This is a genomic window from Pseudomonas cichorii (assembly GCF_003700275.1).
Classification (GTDB): Bacteria; Pseudomonadota; Gammaproteobacteria; order Pseudomonadales; family Pseudomonadaceae; genus Aquipseudomonas; species Aquipseudomonas cichorii_B.
The window spans coordinates 78,142-97,021 of record NZ_RBRE01000069.1 but is presented as its reverse complement, the minus strand read 5'-3'; the positions used below and the strand labels follow the sequence as shown (position 1 = coordinate 97,021).

The window sequence follows — 18,880 nt, the reverse complement described above, 5'->3', positions numbered from 1 at the left end:
GAACAATAAGCACAGATGAGCTGCAAGCAAAGCGCCTTTACCAAGCGCTTACTTTTGTTAAACGGTTGAAGCACAAATAAAAAAACGGCCTGAACGGATTCAGGCCGCTTAAGTGTTGCAGCGTATTACTTCAGAACAGCCAGAGCGGCTTCATAGTTCGGCTCTTCGGCGATTTCCGAAACCAGCTCGCTGTGCAATACGTTGTTGTTTTCGTCCAGTACCACAACGGCGCGAGCGGTCAGGCCGGTCAGCGGACCATCGGCAATCGCGACACCGTAGTTCTTGCTGAAATCGGCGCTGCGGAAGGAGGACAGGTTGCTGACGTTTTCCAGACCTTCCGAACCGCAGAAGCGAGCCTGGGCGAATGGCAGGTCGGCGGAGATGCACAGTACAACGGCGTTGTTCACGTCATTGGCCTGGGCATTGAACTTGCGCACGGAAGTGGCGCAGGTCGGCGTATCGACACTTGGGAAGATGTTCAGCACTTTACGCTTGCCGGCGAAGTCGGCCAGAGTCACATCGGCAAGACCGGCACCAACCAGCGTGAAAGCCGGAGCAGCACTGCCGGTTTTCGGCAGGTCGCCAGCGATTTGTACAGGATTGCCTTTGAGTGTTACTTGAGCCATGGAACCAAGTCCTTTTTCAGAGTTTTGGAAGAACCGGAAGTTAACCACGAAAGTGTCCGACTACCTATATCGGATGTTTCTGAATCAATTGTGAAACCCGGCCTAAAAATCCCGTTTGTAGAAAATATCCAGTGAACTGGCAATCCCGCTGGCAGCCTCCAGATAGACCCTTTTGCTCAGCATGTAGCGCAACGCAATGGTATTGGCCGGCTCGAATACCCCGACGCCATAGCGCAGACTGAGCTTGTCGGTGATCTTGCCGCTGGCCACGACATTGGTCTTGTCGCCGGTGCCGGTGGTGTCCAGCTCGAAATCCTTGATCCCCAGGTTGTCGGCCAGCTTGCCGGTCGTCGATGCGCTCCCGGCCACACCCAGCGCCAGCGCTGCCTGGGCAACCATATTGTTGTCTTCCCCGTTATTGGCCAGCGGCCTGCCCATCACCAGATACGACAGCGCCTGTTCCTGACTCATGGCCGGCTCGGAAAACACTTCGGTGGTCGGCTGATCGGCACTGCCGGTCAGGCGGATACCGGCGATGATGTCGTCGGTCTGGCGAATCGCTTCGATGTCCAGATAAGGCTGATCGATGGGACCGGCAAACAACAGCCGGGCCTTGCGGATGGTCAGCCGCTGACCATAGGCGCGGTAACGCCCGTCATTGAGGTTCAGTTCGCCACGGGTATCGAGGTTATCGCCAATGTGCACGCGGCCGACAAGATTCGCCGTCAGCCCGAAGCCGCTGAACGCCAGTTGTTCCTGCCCGACCTCCACATCGATATCCATCGCCATGGCCATCGGCGGCGCGCCCTCTTCGGTCTGCTGCCCGACGATGACCGTATCGCCTGACAATTTCACTGTCGAGGGCGGCAACTCGCGCACCGTGATCGTGCCCTTGGGCACCAGCACCTTGCCGGAAATACCCAGCCGATCGTCATGCATGGAGATTTTCAGGTCGGGGGCCGCTTCCACGGCAACATAAGGCTCAACGGTGATCGGCAGGCGCGAGCCCTTGATATTGATATCCACCAGCAGCGCCTGCCCCCAGGCTACCTGACCGCTCACAGAGCCCTGCCCTGTCGCACCACTCTTCCAGCCGCCGTTGAGTTGCACGCTCTCGCCGGCGATCAGCGCCTGCACGTTCAGGTCCTGCAACTCCAGCGGCAGTTCGGGGCCGGACACCTCACCGCCGTCGAGGGCAAGGCTACCATTGACCTGCGGCGCCAGCAGGCCACCGGACAGTCGACCACTGCCACTCAGGCGGCCATTGAGCTTCTGCACCATGGGTACAAAGGGCCGCGCCACCGACACATCAAGGCCGGACAGGCTGAAATCGCCAGTCAGGTTCTTGTTGCGTGACAACGGATCGAGCTGCGCCGTGAGCAACAGCTTGCCCAGTCTGGCCCCCTCGAAATCCAGGCGCGTGTCGATACGACGAGGCTTCAGGGTGCTGCTGAGTTTCAGGCTCTGATAAGGGAAATCCAGCCACTGGTCCTTTTCCCGGATCCGCAGCGTGCCGTTGCTGGCATCGACCGTGATTTGCCCGTCAGGGCCGGCTGCGGGCAAGTCGAGTTTCAGATCGGCGTTGAGCGCGCCTTTCCAGGCAAAATCCCTGGGCAGCCATTGGGCCAGGCTTTCGAGCGGGAAGTTCTTCAGGTGATAGCGCAAGCGCGGCTCGGGCAGCAATCGCTGATCCTCGCCACACAGACTGGCCTGCCCGGATATCCAGCAATGCGCGCCGAAGTTGATCTTGCCGTCGGCCAGCCGCTCAAGCTTCGCCGGGCGCTGCAATTGCCAGTCCTGGCCTCCGCTCTGAATATCGCCGCTGGCCAGACGCCCTCGCCAGTTGCCCTGATCCAGCGCGCCATCCACTGCCAGGGCCAGTTTCAACAGCGGACCTTGCAGGTCGAGCTTCAACTGCTGGTTCCTGAGCGTGCCCTGGCCATTGACGGTCAAGGTTCCCAGCCCGGTATCACCGACCTGGATTGCGCTGCCTTTCAGATCGACCGTGGCCCGCTGGGCCTGATCGAGCTTCGCCGCCAGAGTCAGGTTCTGCAGGCGATTGTCCTGGAGCGCCAGTTGACTGCCCTGCACATCAAGCTGGCCTTGCGGAGCCTCAAGCGTGCCGGCCAGTGCCAGACGCCCGTTGATCCGGCCTTGCAGCCTTGGCCACAGTTGCCCAAGGCGCGGCAGGTTCAGGTCCAGTTGGCCATCGAGGCGCTGACGCAAGCTGCCACGCCCCTGAATCCGGTTATCACCCAGGCGTATCTCCAGCGCAGCGAGGTTCCATTGCTCGCCGCCACCATCGGCCTTGGCCAGCAACACGGCAGGTTGCCCGCGCAGACGTCCCTTGAGGTCCAGGTCGGCATTCAGCTCAAGCCGTTCATTGCGCAATTGACCCTTGCTGCGCAGCGCACCGGCCAGGGTGCCGGGCAACTCGGCGACCCAATAGGACGGATCCAGCGAGCCCAGCTCCAGCGCCGTGTCCCAGCCGATGCCATCGGCGAATTGCAGATTCAGATGACCGCTGGCCTTGCCCTGCCCGGCAACCAGTTCCAGTTGCGGCAGAAACACTTGCTGCAGATTGCCACTGAACGGGCTGCCCAGGCTGAATGCGCCGGCAGGACCATCCAGGTCCGAGCTGAAATGACCCAGGTACTGGCCGTCGGTGTAGGAAATCTCGCCATGGAACTTGCGCAGGCTGACCTGAGGCTCAGTCGCCAGCGGATAAAGCCGCTGCCAGGGAAAATCCAGCCAGTCGATTTTCGCATCGGCCTTGAAGCCGCTTTGCCAGTTCAACTGGCCGTTGAGTGTAAGACGTTGTTGATCGCTGGCCGTCAGTTGCAGCGCAGCAATATCTGCGCCCCTGGCATCGACCCGGCCTTGCAGCGCCAGGGCGACAGGCCCCTGTTCGGCTGGCAGGCTGGCGCTGCCGGTGATCCGATAGCCACTGTCGAGATTGCCTTCGGCGTTGAGCAGCAGTTGTTCGAGCTGCAAGGTATCCGGCAATCCGGCACTGGGCTTGAAACGTTCCGAGGTAATGCTGAGCCGGGCTGGCAGATGCTCCGCCAGCGGTTGCAGCTCACCGGTCAATTGTCCTTGCAGGTAACCGCTGCTGTCAGCCTTGAGCTGCAGGGTCTTGAGCAGCTCGCCCGAAATATCCAGCGCCAGCAGCCAGGCTTGCCCGTCCTGTGCCGGCAGTTGCAGTTGCCCCTTGGCCGTCAGCGGCCAGTCGCCTTCGGGACGCAAAAGGCCGGTCAGATCGAGAATCAACTCATCACGCTGCAGGTGGGCAGTGTCGATCTGCATACCTTCGGCGGTCCAGTGTGCAGACAGTTTCAAGTCGCTCAACTGCTCGACCCCATCCAGTTGCAGGCTGCCCAGCTTCACGTCATTCAGGCGAATCGCCAGCGGCAGCTTCAACTGCGGTAAACTCAGCGGGCCATCGCTGACCGGTTCTTCACTGGCGGCAAAGCTCATGCGAACCTGCCCGGCATGCAACTGCTCGACACACAGGGTCATCTTCAACAGACAGGCAGGCGACCAGTCGAACTCGGCAGCGCTGACCTCGACCCGATCACCACCCTGTTGCCAGAGCACCTGATCGGCGCGCCACTGCCCGGCCAGTCGTCCGCTGAAATTGTCGACCTGCAAACCCGGTATTCGCGCCAGCAGCCATTGGCTGCCGCCCTGGGTAGCCACTATCAGCCAGACGCTTAGCAGCAAGAACAGCATGAACGCCAGCAGGCTCAGGGCGGTGATCTTCGCCGTGCGTTTCATGTTCAGACGCTTCACAGTTCCGGTCCCATGGAGAAGTGCAGACGGATCCCGCCGTCATCGTCCAGCGCCTTGGCCAGATCGAGGCGCAACGGCCCGACCGGAGAAACCCAGCGCACCCCGAAGCCTACGCCGGTCTTCATGCTCGGCAGCTCAAGGTTATTGAAGGAGTTGCCCTGATCGACAAACGTCGCCAGCCGCCACTTTTCGGCGATCGAATACTGATATTCGGCGCTGCCGGCCACCATGTAGCGGCCGCCGATGCGGTCACCGTCGGAGTTGGTCGGCGACAGAGTCTGATAGTCGTAGCCACGCACGCTCTGATCGCCACCGGCAAAAAAGCGCAGTGAAGGCGGTATGGATTTGTAGCCATTGGTCAGGTTGCCACCGAACTGCAAGCGGCCGAGAAAGCGATGATTCTGCGCCACGGTGGTCAGGCCCTTGAGCAGTACGTTGCCATGGAACAGGTTGGCGTCCGACAACACACCTTCCTTGGCCACCTGCGCATCGAACTGCAGGCGATAGCCTTTGCTCGGATCGATGCGATTGTCACTGCGCAGGAACGAATAGCTGATGCCGGGCATCAGCAAGGTACTCAGGCCACTGTCATCGCCCAGGCGATACTCTTCGCGCTGCCACTTGAGGGAGATGACCCGCTCCCAGCCACTGGGCAACTTGCTGTGCCATTCAGGGCCGACCGTGAGCAGCTTGCTGAGGCTGTCGGTGCCGGCGATTTCTTCATATTGGTAGCCACCGGCATAGCGCAGTTTGTCGGTCAGCGGCGGATCGAGAGGCACGTCGTACCACAGCCCGACGTTCTGCCGGGGTGCGGACAGTTCGGTTTCAAAGCCATAACTGTGCCCTTGCGGGTTGGCCCAGTGCCGGGTCCAGTTGGCTCTGCCGCGCGGCCCGACGTCCGTGGAATAGCCCAGCCCCAGGCCCATGGTGCGCGGCTTGCGGATTTCCAGTTGCACGGTCACCGGGATGACCTGCGCCACGGCGGCGGTCGGTGCCGCATCCACCCGCACACCCTCGAAATAGCCGCTGGACTGCATGGCCTGATTGAGTTCGGCGATCAGTTGCGAGTCATAAGGCGTGTTTTCCTTGAACGGCACCATGCGCTTGAGCAGATCATCGTCGAGTGGCGTATCGCCGCTGAACTGCACCTTGCCCAGCGTATAGCGCGGACCGCTGTCATACACCAGTTCGATGTCAGCCACGCCGGCCCGCGGGTCAATCGCCAGACGCTGGCTGGTAAAGCGTCCGCTGAAGAAGCCGTAGCGTGACGCCTGATTCTGGATCAGGCGCTTGGCATCTTCATAATGACCATGATTAAGCACCGCGCCGGGCGCCAGCGTCTGACTCTTGGGTACCTGAAAGGCCTTGAGGGAAGCGGCCGGGCCGTCGATGCGCACCGTGACATTGCGCAGGCGGATCGGCTCGCCCGGCTGGATATTGATCACCAGCTTCGGGTCCTTGTCGCCTGTCACCTGGCTGTCGATCTGCGCCTGATAGTAGCCCAGCGCCTGCGCCGCCTTCTGCGCCTGTTCTTCGGCGCCCAGGCTGAAGTGCTGCAGGGCCTCGGCGTCACGCTCGCCAAGGCTGCCCACATATCCTTCGACGTTGGCTTTGAGTTGCGGATTCGCGGGCTTGATCCTGACATCCAGACGCGCCTGGGCAAAAGCCGTGGCACTCAGAGACATCAGCAGCACGCTGCTGAACGTTGTTAAAAGCTTCATATGGATACGGATGCTAACACGACCGACAGGCTTCACTGGAACCCGTCAATAGCTAGAACTTTCAATCCCTTACGTCATGATTGGTAATAAAACCTGAAGATCCGGTCAGAAAAAACCGGCTTTCGGCCAGGTCCTGCGGTGATTTCGGTGTTTCCTGTCATCCAGATCGTGCAAAGGTGAGAACAAAGGGATAAAGGACAGTTCCAGCCATCCATCCAGCGTAGCAGCCAACGGCAGGCTGGCCGTAAACCGGTCGGTCGGCTAGGATCGCTGTTTTGTATGACTTCAGGACTGCCGCTTTATGAAAATTGTCTCTTTCAACATCAACGGTCTGCGTGCCCGACCGCATCAGCTCGCGGCGCTGATTGAAAAACACCAGCCTGACGTGATCGGTTTGCAGGAAACCAAGGTCTCCGACGAGCAGTTCCCCCAGGCCGAGATCGAAGCCCTTGGCTACCATGTGCACTTCCATGGCCAGAAAGGCCATTACGGAGTCGCCCTGCTCTCGCGCAACATGCCGCTGGCCCTGCACAAGGGTTTCGAGGGCGACGACGAGGAAGCCCAGAAGCGTTTCATCTGGGGCACTTACGCCGACAGCAATGGCCAGCCGGTGACCATCATGAACGGCTATTTCCCACAAGGCGAAAGCCGCGACCATCCGACCAAGTTTCCTGCCAAGCAGCGCTTCTACAGCGATCTGCAGGCGCTGCTGGAAAGCCGTTTCAGCAATGACCAGCCGCTGATCGTCATGGGCGATGTGAATATCTCCCCGCAGGATTGCGACATCGGTATCGGCCCGGACAATGCCAAGCGCTGGCTGAAAACCGGCAAGTGCAGCTTTCTGCCGGAAGAGCGCGAATGGATGGAACGCCTGAAGAACTGGGGCCTGGTCGACAGCTTCCGTTACCTGCACCCGGAAGTCGCCGATCAGTTCAGCTGGTTCGACTATCGCAGCCGCGGCTTTGAAGACAGCCCCAAGCGCGGCCTGCGCATCGACCTGATCATGACCTCCAGCGGCCTGCAGCCGCGAATCAAGGCGGCCGGCGTGGACTACGAATTGCGCGGCATGGAAAAACCGTCGGATCACGCGCCTATCTGGCTGGAATTGAGCTGATAAATCCTGCGATAGCGGCTTGCCGGTAAATTCTCCGGCAAGCCGGATCATGCGAATCTTCAGCACCTTCGCAACTGTCATATTTCAGTAAACTTTCTGACTTATTCTGCCGTCACTTCCAGTTATACAAGGTGACGCAGATGCTGCGCGCTCTGCTTTCGGCGCTGACGTTGTCTTGTGCCCTGCTGCCCGGCCTTTCCCTCGCCGCGCTGCCAATACCCGCCGATGGCGCACCGGTCCTGCGCATCCAGGGTTCCAATACCATCGATGCACAACTGGGCCCGGCGCTGGTCCAGGGACTGATGCACGAGCAAGGCCTACAATCCCTGCGAATATTGCCCGGCGCACAGCCCAACGAAACCCGAGTGACCGGCCTGACTGCAGCCGGCCAAGCCGTTGGCGCAGAGATTGCCGCCCATGGTTCAGGCACCGGATTCAGCGCCCTGAGGGCAGGCAGCGCCGATATTGCCGCCTCTTCCCGGCCAATCAAGGATCAGGAAGCGCTGGAACTGAAGGATCTGGGCGACCTGAAAAGCCCTCAAGGCGAACAGGTGATTGCCATCGACGGCGTGGCGGTCATCCTGCATCCAGGTAACCCGTTGCGGCAGCTCAACATCCAGCAACTGGCGCGTATCTTTTCAGGTGAAATCCAGGATTGGGAAGAACTCGGCGGCAAGGCTGGCGCGATCCATCTGTATGCCCGCGACGAGAAATCCGGCACTTATGAAACCTTCAAGGAACTGGTCCTGACTCGCAACGGCAAGAGCCTGGCACGCAACGCCAGGCGCTTCGAGTCCAGCGAACAGCTTTCCGATGCCGTCAGCCAGGATCGCAACGGCATCGGCTTCATCGGCCTGCCCTATGTACGCCATGCAAAGGCTATCGCGCTGGCCGACGGTGATTCAAAACCGATGCTGCCCACCGCCAGCCTGATCGCAACCGAGGATTATCCGCTTTCACGCCGCCTGTATCTGTACCTGCCGCCCAGCAACAACCATGAATGGGCCACGGCACTGGTGCAGTTTGCGCAAAGCCCCGAAGGCCAGGCCATTGTGGCCAGCAGTGGCTTTGTTGCCCAGACCGTGCAGGCCATGAAAGTCCCGACCACCGCACAGATGCCCGAGGACTATCAGGCTCTGACCCGCCAGGCCGAGCGCCTGTCGGTCAATTTCCGTTTTGCCCAGGGCAGCGCCAGGCTGGACAGCAAGGCGCAACTCGACTTGAGGCGCGTGGTTGACTATCTCAAGGCCCATGACAAGCTCAATCAGCAGGTGACCCTGGTGGGCTTTGGCGATGCCAAGAACGATTCGGCACGCGCAACCCTGCTTTCCCGGCTACGCGCCATGGCGGTACGCCGGGAATTGCAGAAAAGTGGCGTGACCTTTCATGAAATCCTTGGTTTTGGCGATGAAATGCCGGTAGCGGGCAACGATGCCGACGATGGCCGGATCAAGAACCGCCGGGTCGAGGTCTGGGTCAACTGACCCGCGACCTCGATACCCTCACGCCCTACTTCTCGGGCAGATATTTGCCCAGCTCGAACTTGGCGACAGCCGCACGGTGCACTTCGTCAGGCCCGTCTGCCAGGCGCAAGGTGCGCTGCATGGCGTACATGTAGGCCAGCGGGAAGTCATTGGAGACCCCGGCGCCGCCATGCATCTGGATCGCCCGATCAATGACTTTCAGCGCCACATTCGGCGCAACCACCTTGATCTGCGCAATCTCGCTTTTGGCCACCTTGTTACCCACGGTGTCCATCATGTACGCGGCCTTGAGGGTCAGCAGGCGCGCCATGTCGATTTCCATCCGTGAGTCGGCAATCTTGTCGACATTGCCACCCAGCCTCGCCAGCGGCTTGCCGAACGCCACGCGACTGACCGCTCGCTGGCACATCAACTCCAGTGCCCGCTCCGCCATGCCGATCGAACGCATGCAGTGATGGATACGCCCCGGTCCGAGACGCCCCTGGGCAATTTCAAAACCGCGCCCTTCACCCAGCAGGACATTTCCATAAGGTACCCGGACATTCTCGAACAGCACTTCCGCATGGCCATGGGGCGCATCGTCATAGCCAAACACCGGCACCGGGCGAACGATTTTCACGCCGGGCGTGTCGGTCGGCACCAGAATCATCGAATGCTGCTGATGACGCGGCCCGTCGGGATTGGTCAGGCCCATGAAAATCAGGATTCTGCAGCGCGGATCACAGGCGCCCGAGGTCCACCACTTGCGGCCGTTGATCACCCACTCATCGCCATCCCGTTCGGCGCGGGCGGCCATGTTGGTCGCATCCGAGGACGCCACATCCGGCTCGGTCATGGCGAAGGCCGAACGGATCTCGCCGCGCAGCAGCGGCTCCAGCCATTGCTGCTTCTGCGGCTCGGTCGCATAGCGGACCAGCACTTCCATATTGCCGGTGTCCGGAGCCGAGCAGTTGAAGGGCTCGGGACCGAGCAGCGAGCGGCCCATGATCTCGGCCAGCGGCGCGTATTCGAGGTTGGTCAGGCCCGCACCCAGTTGCGATTCGGGCAGGAACAGGTTCCATAGGCCTTGCTGCCTGGCGCGGTCCTTGAGTTCTTCCATGATTGCCGTGGGCTGCCAGCGATCACCCTCCGCCACCTGGCGCTCGAACACCGGCTCGGCAGGATAGACATAGGCGTCCATGAATGCAGTGACGCGCTCGCGCAGCTCCTGCACCTTCGGGGAATATGCAAAGTCCATGGGGCAGTTACCTTCTCATCAGAGTCATGGCAAGGATGCTAGAGAACCCCTCGACATTTATCTAATCTATTCTCGGCGTATATAAACATTCATAACCAATATATGATCGAGCTACGCTGCGGCATAAGCAGCGATCCTACAAGAACGACAAGAGGCGCCCTCCAATGAACCTGAGCAAGGTTGATCTCAATCTTTTCATTGTCTTCGACGCCATTTATACCGAAGCCAATCTGACCCGCGCCGGACAGATCGTGGGCATTACCCAGCCCGCTGTATCCAACGCACTGGCGCGCTTGCGCGAAACCTTCAACGACCCGCTGTTCGTACGCACGGCCCAGGGCATGGTGCCGACGCCCATGGCCCAGAACATCATCGGCCCGGTACGCAATGCCCTGTCGCTGCTGCGGGTGTCAGTACAGGAAAGCCGCATCTTCAACCCGCTGCAGGCCAACAAGAACTACCGCATCAGCATGACCGACCTGACCGAGGCGGTGATTCTGCCGCTGCTGTTCCAGCGCCTGCGGCGCCAGGCACCTGCGGTGACCATCGAAAGCTTCCTGTCCAAACGGCGCGAAACCACCAAGGAACTGGCGGCCGGGCGCCTGGACTTTGCCGTCGACGCGCCGCTCAACACCGATCCTCAGGTACGTCACGTCAAGCTGATGGAAGACCGTTACGTGTGTGCGATGCGCAAGGGGCATCCACTGGCCGGCAAGAGCATGCTGAACCTGGATGACTATCTGGCGCAGGCCCACATTCATATCTCCAGTCGCCGCAGCGGGCTGGGTCACGTGGATCTGGCGCTGGGCAAGATGGGCATCCAGCGCAAGATAGCCCTGCGCTCCCAGCACTACCTGATGGCGACCCAGGTGCTGCAACAGACCGACATGGTCATGACCGTGCCGGAACGCTTCTCCCGACGTCACGACCTGCACTACGTGCAGTTGCCGGTCAATGATGTACCAGCGGTGGAAACCCATCTCTACTGGCACGAAAGCACCGATCAGGATCCGGCCAATCGCTGGATGCGCGAGCAGTTGATCGAGCTGTGCCAGCGGGTAACTGCGCAGGAAAACAAGCTTGAAAAAGAATTAACAATTTAAATTAAGATACTGAAATAAAAGAGTTTTTATATAAAACTTAAAGTCATTTCTAGATAACCCGCTCTCGGCACCGGCTTGACGTATACGTCAAGCCGGCCTTAGGTTAAACCACAGGTCTACTGCCGAGCCGCGCCATGAGCAACCCTACCTACAGCATCTCCGACCTCGCCCGCGAACTGGACATCACCACCCGCGCGATTCGTTTCTATGAAGAGCAAGGCATGCTCAGCCCCGAAAGACGTGGCCTGGAGCGCATCTACTCGGCTCGCGACAAGGTCACCCTCAAGCTGATCCTGCGTGGCAAGCGCATCGGTTTCTCCCTGGCCGAATGCCGGGAACTGATCGAGCTGTATGACCCGCATGGCGGCAATCAGAAGCAGTTGCATAGCATGCTGGGCAAGATCGAAGAGCGCCGCAGCCAATTGGAACAACAGCTTCTGGATATCCGGCAAATGCAGCTGGAACTGGATACCGCTGAAGAACGCTGTCGCCTTGCTCTAGGTAAAACCCTTTCATATCAAATAGTTGAAGATAAAATCTCGACATGACCTGAGGTTAAAGCACCATGTCATTACCGCAACGTGTTCGTCTGGTAGAGGTCGCCCCACGCGACGGCCTGCAAAACGAAGCCCGCCCGGTAAGCAGCGCGGACAAGGTGCAGCTGGTCGAAGACCTGGCAGCGGCCGGACTCAAGCACATCGAAGCCGGCAGTTTTGTATCCGCCAGGTGGGTACCCCAGATGGCCGACTCGGCACAGGTGTTTGCCCGCCTCCAGCAGCAGCCGGATGTGATCTATTCGGCCCTGACGCCAAACCTGAAAGGTTTCGAGAATGCGCTGGCGGCCGGGGTCAGGGAGGTCGCGGTATTTGCCTCGGCCTCGGAAACCTTTTCCCGGCGCAACATCAACTGTTCCATCAGCGAAAGCCTGGAGCGCTTCCTGCCGGTGATGGCCGCCGCCCAATTGCATGGCATCCGGGTTCGCGGTTATGTCTCTTGCGTGCTGGGTTGCCCTTATGACGGCTATATCGCGCCTCGCCAGGTTGCCAGCGTCGCCAATGAACTGATTGCCATGGGCTGCTACGAAGTTTCGCTGGGCGACACCATTGGCACCGGCACCCCCGAAGCCACCCGCGAACTGTTCAATGCCGTCGCCGGGCAGATTCCACGCGGCAGGCTCGCCGGACACTTTCACGACACTTATGGCCAGGCGCTGGCCAATATCTACGCCAGCCTGCTGGAGGGCATAGCGGTATTCGACAGTTCTGTCGCCGGCCTGGGCGGCTGCCCGTACGCCCAGGGCGCCAGCGGCAATGTCGCGACCGAGGACGTGCTTTACATGCTGAGCGGCCTGGGCATTGAGACCGGTATCGACCTGCAACGGCTGATTGTCGCCGGTCAGCGGATCTGCGCCGTGCTGGAGCGGCGCAACGGCTCCAAAGTGGCCACGGCCCGGCAGCCTGCATGAGCGCGGTCGTTGGTCGGCCAGTCGGTGCGACAAGTTGTCACAGAGTGTTACCCTACACACAAAGTATTAATGAAAACGGGTAACACGGAAACAATCAGCGACTGAAGGCTTCGCCTCTCTATCTGCCGAATGCCCTCAACACCCTGTTTTCAAAGGACTTGGCAAAACTGGCACGGGTCCTGCTATATCTCGGATACAACAAAAACAAGAAAATGCAGTAATCCAATAAAAACAACACGTACCGGCTCTGACATAACAAGAACAACACGTACAGAGGCGTAGCTAACAGATTTTTTTGGAGTGGATAGCTTTTCAGAGGCCTTGCAAGACCGGGCACTCGCAACCGGGCAGAGAACAATAAAACTGCTTTCAGGCAGCTCCCGTACTGGTTGGATCGACATGATAAAAGTGACATCAGCGCTCAAAAAAATACGTTTGCTCTTGATCCCGCATGGGGATCGCTCAAAAAAGATGTGAAGGGCCAGGTCGCCAAAAACAACAACAGGCCTCCCGACAAACAAAAAAGAGCATATGAAGAAACCTTGAAGGGGAGCCCAGGCTCCCCTTCGTGCTTTCCGGCATTCCCGCTCGCCACTCTCCTGCCTCCTCCTCGGTTGCCCTCCAACATTGACACCTGGCCAATTACAGGCTTACGTTAACGTAAAGGTCATAGCCAATCCGTCCAAGAATAAAACTGGGAGCGCTATTCATGATCTACCCCAGCCTCAACTTCGCCCTGGGCGAAACCATCGACATGTTGCGCGATCAGGTTCAGGCCTTTGTCGCAGCCGAACTTTCGCCCCGCGCCGCGCAGATCGACCGGGACAATCTGTTCCCTGCCGATATGTGGCGCAAATTCGGCGAAATGGGCCTGCTGGGCATCACCGTCAGCGAAGAATATGGCGGTGCCGGCCTGGGTTATCTGGCACATGTGGTCGCCATGGAAGAAATCAGCCGCGGCTCGGCTTCGGTCGCCCTCTCCTACGGCGCGCACTCGAACCTGTGCGTCAACCAGATCAACCGCAATGGCAGCCCGGCCCAGAAAGCCCGCTACCTGCCGAAGCTGATCAGCGGCGAACAGGTCGGCGCACTGGCCATGAGCGAGCCAAATGCCGGTTCCGATGTGGTTTCGATGAAACTGCGTGCCGACAGGCGCGGCGACCGTTTCGTGCTCAATGGCAGCAAGACCTGGATCACCAACGGCCCGGACGCCAACACCTACGTGATCTACGCCAAGACCGACCTGGAAAAGGCCGCGCATGGCATCAGCGCCTTTATCGTCGAGCGCGACTGGAAAGGCTTCAGCCGCGGTAACAAGTTCGACAAGCTCGGCATGCGCGGCTCCAATACCTGCGAGCTGTTTTTCGATAACGTCGAAGTCCCGGAGGAGAATCTGCTCGGCACGCTCAATGGCGGCGTGAAAGTGCTGATGAGCGGCCTGGATTACGAGCGCGTCGTGCTCTCCGGCGGTCCGACCGGGATCATGCAGGCCTGTCTGGACGTGGTCCTGCCCTACATCCACGACCGCAAGCAGTTCGGTCAGAGCATCGGCGAATTCCAGCTCATCCAGGGCAAGATCGCCGACATGTACACCCAGCTCAATGCCAGCCGCGCCTACCTGTATGCCGTCGCGCAAGCCTGTGAACGTGGTGAAACCACCCGCAAGGATGCCGCCGGGATCATCCTCTATAGCGCCGAACGGGCCACGCAAATGGCGCTGGACACGATCCAGATCCTCGGCGGCAACGGTTATATCAATGAGTTTCCGGCTGGCCGGTTGCTGCGCGACGCCAAACTCTACGAGATCGGCGCGGGCACCAGTGAAATCCGCCGAATGCTGATTGGCCGTGAACTGTTCAACGAGACTCGCTGATTTCCGGAGTGCCTCATGTCCCTTCTGCTCAGCCGCATCAATACACGCTCTGCCGAGTTCGCCAGCAATCACGCGGCCTTGCTGGAACAGGTCAACGACCTGCGCCGCCTGCTGGCCAGGGTTCATGAAGGTGGCGGCGCCAAAGCTCAGGAACGCCACACCTCACGCGGCAAGCTGCTACCCCGCGAACGTATCAACCTTTTGCTGGACCCCGGCTCGCCGTTTCTGGAAATCGGCCAACTGGCGGCCCACGCGGTCTATGACGAAGAGGTCCCGGCTGCCGGGGTGATCGCAGGCATTGGCCGGGTCGAAGGCGTCGAATGCATGATTGTCGCCAACGACGCCACGGTCAAAGGCGGCTCGTACTACCCCCTGACGGTCAAGAAGCACCTGCGCGCCCAGGCCATCGCCCAGCAGAACCGCCTGCCGTGCATTTATCTGGTGGACTCGGGTGGCGCCAACCTGCCACGCCAGGATGAAGTGTTTCCGGATCGCGAGCACTTCGGGCGAATCTTCTTCAATCAGGCCAACATGAGCGCCATGGGCATTCCGCAGATCGCAGTAGTCATGGGTTCCTGCACCGCCGGTGGCGCGTATGTGCCGGCCATGGCCGACGAAGCGATCATGGTTCGCCAGCAGGCAACCATCTTTCTCGCTGGGCCGCCGCTGGTCAAGGCAGCAACCGGCGAAGTGGTCAGCGCCGAAGAGCTTGGCGGCGCCGATGTGCATTGCCGGACTTCCGGGGTCGCCGACCATTACGCGGAGAACGATGAGCATGCGCTGCAACTGGCGCGCCGCAGCATCGCCAATCTCAATTGGCACAAGCAGGGCCAATTGACGCTCAGCACGCCGATTGCTCCGCTCTATGCCAGCGACGAACTGTACGGTGTGATCCCGCTCGAAGCCAAGCAGCCGTTTGATGTCCGCGAAGTCATTGCACGGCTGGTGGACGGTTCGGTTTTCGATGAGTTCAAGGCGCTGTTCGGCACCACGCTGGTGTGCGGCTTTGCCCGTTTGCACGGTTATCCGCTAGCGATCCTCGCCAATAACGGCATCCTGTTCGCCGAAGCCGCGCAGAAAGGTGCGCACTTCATCGAACTGGCCTGTCAGCGCGGTATCCCGCTGCTGTTTCTGCAGAACATCACCGGCTTCATGGTCGGCCAGAAATACGAAAGCGGCGGGATTGCCAAGCACGGCGCCAAACTGGTGACTGCCGTGGCCTGCGCCAGGGTCCCCAAGTTCACGGTCATCATCGGCGGCAGTTTTGGCGCCGGCAACTATGGCATGTGTGGTCGCGCCTACGACCCGCGTTTTCTGTGGATGTGGCCCAACGCCCGTATCGGCGTGATGGGCGGCGAACAGGCCGCCGGGGTGCTGGTGCAGGTCAAGCGCGAACAGGCCGAACGCAGCGGCCAGAGCTTCAGCGAACAACAGCAGGCCGAGCTGAAACAGCCGATCCTCGACCAGTACGAACAGCAGGGCCATCCCTACTATTCCAGCGCCCGCCTCTGGGACGACGGAGTCATCGACCCGGCACAGACCCGCGACATTCTGGCCCTGGCGCTTTCGGCCTCGCTCAACGCGCCCATCGAACCCACCACTTTCGGCCTGTTTCGCATGTAACCGGGGGATAGACCATGACGCCGTTCCACACCGTAACGCTGACTCATGACCCGCGCGGCTTTGCCACTCTCTGGCTGAACAGGCCGGAAAAGCACAACGCCTTCAATGCGCAGATGATTCGCGAACTGATCCTGGCGCTGGATGAGGTGCAAGCCAATGCCAGTTTGCGTTTCCTGCTGATTCGCGGGCATGGCAAGCACTTCAGTGCCGGCGCCGACCTGACCTGGATGCAGCAGGCTGCGGAACTGGACTACAACACCAATCTGGACGACGCCGGGGAACTGGCCGAACTGATGTACAACCTGGCCAAACTGAAAACGCCCACGCTGGCCGTGGTTCAGGGCGCGGCCTTTGGCGGCGCGCTGGGACTGATCAGTTGCTGCGACATGGCGATCGGGGCCCAGGAAGCGCAATTCTGCCTGTCCGAAGTGCGGATTGGCCTGGCTCCCGCGATCATCAGCCCGTTTGTGGTCCAGGCCATCGGTGAGCGTGCAGCCCGTCGCTATGCCCTGACCGCCGAGCGTTTCGACGGCCTGCGCGCCCGGCAGCTCGGCCTGCTTGCAGAGTGTTACCCGCAGGCGGAACTGGAGAGTGAAACCCGGCGCTGGATCGATAATCTGCTGCTCAACAGTCCGCAAGCCATGCGCGCCAGCAAGGACCTGTTGCGCGAAGTGGGCAGTGGCGAACTGACCCCGGCCCTGCGCCGTTACTGCAAAAACGCTATCGCCCGGATTCGTACCAGCGCCGAAGGCCAGGAAGGTCTGCGGGCCTTTCTGGACAAGCGCCAGCCGCATTGGCAGACAACCGCGGACAAGCACAAGGACGCGCAGTCATGAGTACCCTGGACAAACCTGTTCTGACCACCCTGCTGGTTGCCAATCGGGGCGAAATTACCTGCCGCATCATGCGCACCGCCAGGCAACTGGGGTTGACCACCGTGGCAGTGCACAGCGCCATCGACCGGGAATCGCGCCACAGCCGTGAAGCCGACATCCGCGTGGACCTTGGCGGCAGCAAGGCGGCAGACAGCTACCTGCAGATCGACAAGCTGATCGCCGCAGCCCGTTCCAGCGGCGCCCAGGCGATTCATCCCGGCTATGGCTTTCTGTCCGAAAGCGCCGAGTTTGCCCGGGCGGTTGAAGATGCCGGGCTGATCTTCATCGGCCCGCCCGCGTCGGCCATCGAAGCCATGGGCAGCAAGTCTGCCGCCAAATCCTTGATGGAAACCGCTGGCGTGCCGCTGGTGCCCGGCTATCACGGAGCCGATCAGGACCTGGAAACCTTCCGCGCCGCTGCCGGGCGCATTGGCTATCCAGTGCTGCTTAAAGCCTGTGCAGGTGGCGGCGGCAAGGGCATGAAAGTCGTCGAAAAGGACAGCGAGCTGGCCGAAGCCCTGGCCTCGGCGCAGCGTGAGGCGCAATCCTCGTTTGGCGACTCGCGCATGCTGGTGGAAAAGTACCTGCTCAAGCCGCGCCATATCGAGATCCAGGTGTTCGCCGACCGGCATGGCCACTGCCTGTACCTCAACGAACGGGACTGTTCGATACAGCGCCGCCACCAGAAAGTCGTCGAAGAGGCCCCTGCTCCCGGCCTGAGTGCAGAACTGCGGCAAATCATGGGTGAGGCGGCGGTACGCGCTGCACAGGCGATTGGTTATGTAGGTGCAGGTACTGTGGAGTTTCTGCTCGACTCACGGGGCGAGTTCTTTTTCATGGAAATGAACACTCGTCTGCAGGTCGAGCATCCGGTTACCGAATTCATCACCGGGCTGGATCTGGTGCAATGGCAGATTCATGTTGCCTGTGGCGAAGCGCTGCCGCTCACCCAGCAACAGGTCCCGCTGCACGGCCATGCCATCGAAGTGCGTCTATACGCCGAAGATCCGGACAATGACTTCCTGCCGGCAACCGGCACCCTCGAGCTTTATCGCGAATCCCTGCCCCGCTCCGGCCAGCGGATCGACAGCGGCGTGAGCGAAGGCGACAGCATCTCGCCGTTTTACGATCCCATGCTGGGCAAACTGATCGCCTGGGGCGAGAACCGTGAACAGGCACGCCTGCGCCTGCTGGCCATGCTCGACGAATTCGCAGTGGGCGGCGTGAAAACCAACCTGACCTTTTTGCGCCGCATCATTGGCCATCCGGCTTTTGCCGCGGCCGAGCTCGACACCGGCTTTATCCCGCGTTATCAGGAACAACTGCTGCCTGCTGCACAAGAACTGGCCGACGAGTTCTGGCAGGCCGCTGCCGAAGCCTTTATCCAGAGCGAGCCGGCGCGAATCCGCCGGGACGATCCCGGCTCTCCCTGGGCCGCGACCACTGGCCTGCGCCTTGGGCTGCCAGAACAGATCGACCTGCATCTGCAGTGCCAGGATCAGGCTAAGGTCATCCAGTTGCGGCGCAGCAGCGCGGCCCTACTGCAGTGGGCTGGCGAACGGCTCATCATCGAACACAATGGCGTGCGTCATCAGCATCTGGCAATCCGCCGTGGCGATACGCTGTATCTCAAGTGGCAAGGTGAACTACACACCATCAGGCGCTTCGATCCTGGCGCCGCAGCCTCTGCCAGTCACACGCAACAAGGCGGCTTCAGTGCGCCCATGAACGGCAGTATCGTGCGCGTGCTGGTCGAAGTTGGCCAACAGGTCGAGGCAGGTACTCAGTTGGTGGTACTGGAAGCGATGAAAATGGAGCACAGCATCCGCGCAGCACAGGCCGGCGTGATTACGGCATTGCACTGTCAGGAAGGAGAAATGGTCAGTGAGGGAATGCTGCTGGTGGAGCTGGATGCGCTGTAGGAAAGCGCTCCGATTATTTTTTTGAATGGATGCAGGAAAAACATT

The 18,880-nt window shown here is 60.3% G+C and carries 13 protein-coding genes and 1 pseudogene; 9 read left to right on the top strand and 5 right to left on the bottom strand.

Annotation, left to right across the window (positions count from 1 at the left end; genetic code table 11):
* Positions 1-125: 125 nt before the first annotated feature.
* The 3 genes from tpx to ALQ04_RS19010 all read right to left on the bottom strand — a co-directional run bounded on the left by tpx (position 126) and on the right by ALQ04_RS19010 (position 6,139).
* Positions 126-626, bottom strand: coding sequence for a thiol peroxidase (gene tpx, locus ALQ04_RS19020; protein WP_122317292.1), 501 nt, complete (start codon positions 624-626; stop codon positions 126-128).
* Between the two features lie 102 nt (positions 627-728).
* Entirely contained in the window at positions 729-4,409 is a 3,681-nt protein-coding gene (locus ALQ04_RS19015) for a translocation/assembly module TamB domain-containing protein (protein WP_183142225.1), read from the bottom strand.
* Between the two features lie 5 nt (positions 4,410-4,414).
* A complete protein-coding gene (locus tag ALQ04_RS19010) occupies positions 4,415-6,139 on the bottom strand; it encodes an autotransporter assembly complex family protein (RefSeq protein WP_122317290.1) in 1,725 nt (574 codons plus the stop codon).
* 301 nt (positions 6,140-6,440) lie between these two features.
* Here ALQ04_RS19010 and xthA point away from each other — a divergent pair, with 301 nt between their 5' ends.
* Both xthA and ALQ04_RS19000 read left to right on the top strand, forming a co-directional pair.
* Positions 6,441-7,253 (top strand): exodeoxyribonuclease III, encoded by an 813-nt coding sequence (gene xthA, locus ALQ04_RS19005; RefSeq protein WP_122317289.1) that lies wholly within the window; start codon positions 6,441-6,443, stop codon positions 7,251-7,253.
* Positions 7,254-7,393: 140 nt separating this feature from the next.
* On the top strand, positions 7,394-8,737 hold the full coding sequence (locus ALQ04_RS19000) for a substrate-binding domain-containing protein (protein ID WP_122317288.1): 1,344 nt from the start codon (positions 7,394-7,396) through the stop codon (positions 8,735-8,737).
* Between the two features lie 25 nt (positions 8,738-8,762).
* On the opposite strand, the gene ALQ04_RS18995 is transcribed toward ALQ04_RS19000, so the two are convergent.
* Complete coding sequence (locus ALQ04_RS18995) at positions 8,763-9,974, bottom strand: acyl-CoA dehydrogenase (protein ID WP_122317287.1); 1,212 nt, start codon at positions 9,972-9,974, stop codon at positions 8,763-8,765.
* 164 nt (positions 9,975-10,138) lie between these two features.
* Between ALQ04_RS18995 and ALQ04_RS18990 the strand changes: the two genes are divergently transcribed.
* From ALQ04_RS18990 to ALQ04_RS18980, 3 genes are all read left to right on the top strand, one after another.
* Complete coding sequence (locus ALQ04_RS18990; RefSeq protein ID WP_122317286.1) at positions 10,139-11,077, top strand: LysR family transcriptional regulator; 939 nt, start codon at positions 10,139-10,141, stop codon at positions 11,075-11,077.
* 134 nt (positions 11,078-11,211) lie between these two features.
* Positions 11,212-11,625: a MerR family DNA-binding transcriptional regulator gene (locus tag ALQ04_RS18985; RefSeq protein ID WP_122317285.1), complete on the top strand. Its 414-nt coding sequence runs from the start codon at positions 11,212-11,214 to the stop codon at positions 11,623-11,625.
* A gap of 17 nt (positions 11,626-11,642) precedes the next feature.
* A complete protein-coding gene (locus tag ALQ04_RS18980; RefSeq protein WP_122317284.1) occupies positions 11,643-12,542 on the top strand; it encodes a hydroxymethylglutaryl-CoA lyase in 900 nt (299 codons plus the stop codon).
* Between the two features lie 282 nt (positions 12,543-12,824).
* Here ALQ04_RS18980 and ALQ04_RS27500 read toward each other — a convergent pair.
* Positions 12,825-13,075 (bottom strand): annotated as a pseudogene (locus ALQ04_RS27500) (hypothetical protein).
* Positions 13,076-13,251: 176 nt separating this feature from the next.
* Here ALQ04_RS27500 and ALQ04_RS18970 point away from each other — a divergent pair.
* From ALQ04_RS18970 to ALQ04_RS18955, 4 genes are read left to right on the top strand one after another with little or no spacing between them, the layout of a single operon-like run.
* The gene (locus tag ALQ04_RS18970) at positions 13,252-14,415 is read left to right on the top strand and encodes an isovaleryl-CoA dehydrogenase (protein WP_122317283.1); all 1,164 of its coding nucleotides are present in this window, start codon (positions 13,252-13,254) and stop codon (positions 14,413-14,415) included.
* A gap of 15 nt (positions 14,416-14,430) precedes the next feature.
* Positions 14,431-16,038 (top strand): carboxyl transferase domain-containing protein, encoded by a 1,608-nt coding sequence (locus ALQ04_RS18965; RefSeq protein WP_122317282.1) that lies wholly within the window; start codon positions 14,431-14,433, stop codon positions 16,036-16,038.
* A 14-nt stretch (positions 16,039-16,052) separates the two neighbouring features.
* Positions 16,053-16,874 (top strand): gamma-carboxygeranoyl-CoA hydratase, encoded by an 822-nt coding sequence (locus tag ALQ04_RS18960; protein ID WP_122317281.1) that lies wholly within the window; start codon positions 16,053-16,055, stop codon positions 16,872-16,874.
* Positions 16,871-18,835 (top strand): acetyl/propionyl/methylcrotonyl-CoA carboxylase subunit alpha, encoded by a 1,965-nt coding sequence (locus ALQ04_RS18955; RefSeq protein ID WP_221033411.1) that lies wholly within the window; start codon positions 16,871-16,873, stop codon positions 18,833-18,835. The genes ALQ04_RS18960 and ALQ04_RS18955 overlap by 4 nt, the downstream gene beginning before the upstream one ends.
* Positions 18,836-18,880 lie beyond the last annotated feature (45 nt).

What these genes read in the sequence shown, in the direction of transcription:
- tpx (WP_122317292.1), bottom strand. Translation starts at nt 626, where the DNA reads ATGGCTCAAGTAACACTCAAAGGCAATCCTGTACAAATCGCTGGCGAC.
- ALQ04_RS19010 (WP_122317290.1), bottom strand. Translation starts at nt 6,139, where the DNA reads ATGAAGCTTTTAACAACGTTCAGCAGCGTGCTGCTGATGTCTCTGAGT.
- xthA (WP_122317289.1), top strand. Translation starts at nt 6,441, where the DNA reads ATGAAAATTGTCTCTTTCAACATCAACGGTCTGCGTGCCCGACCGCAT.
- ALQ04_RS19000 (WP_122317288.1), top strand. Translation starts at nt 7,394, where the DNA reads ATGCTGCGCGCTCTGCTTTCGGCGCTGACGTTGTCTTGTGCCCTGCTG.
- ALQ04_RS18995 (WP_122317287.1), bottom strand. Translation starts at nt 9,974, where the DNA reads ATGGACTTTGCATATTCCCCGAAGGTGCAGGAGCTGCGCGAGCGCGTC.
- ALQ04_RS18990 (WP_122317286.1), top strand. Translation starts at nt 10,139, where the DNA reads ATGAACCTGAGCAAGGTTGATCTCAATCTTTTCATTGTCTTCGACGCC.
- ALQ04_RS18985 (WP_122317285.1), top strand. Translation starts at nt 11,212, where the DNA reads ATGAGCAACCCTACCTACAGCATCTCCGACCTCGCCCGCGAACTGGAC.
- ALQ04_RS18980 (WP_122317284.1), top strand. Translation starts at nt 11,643, where the DNA reads ATGTCATTACCGCAACGTGTTCGTCTGGTAGAGGTCGCCCCACGCGAC.
- ALQ04_RS18970 (WP_122317283.1), top strand. Translation starts at nt 13,252, where the DNA reads ATGATCTACCCCAGCCTCAACTTCGCCCTGGGCGAAACCATCGACATG.
- ALQ04_RS18965 (WP_122317282.1), top strand. Translation starts at nt 14,431, where the DNA reads ATGTCCCTTCTGCTCAGCCGCATCAATACACGCTCTGCCGAGTTCGCC.
- ALQ04_RS18960 (WP_122317281.1), top strand. Translation starts at nt 16,053, where the DNA reads ATGACGCCGTTCCACACCGTAACGCTGACTCATGACCCGCGCGGCTTT.
- ALQ04_RS18955 (WP_221033411.1), top strand. Translation starts at nt 16,871, where the DNA reads ATGAGTACCCTGGACAAACCTGTTCTGACCACCCTGCTGGTTGCCAAT.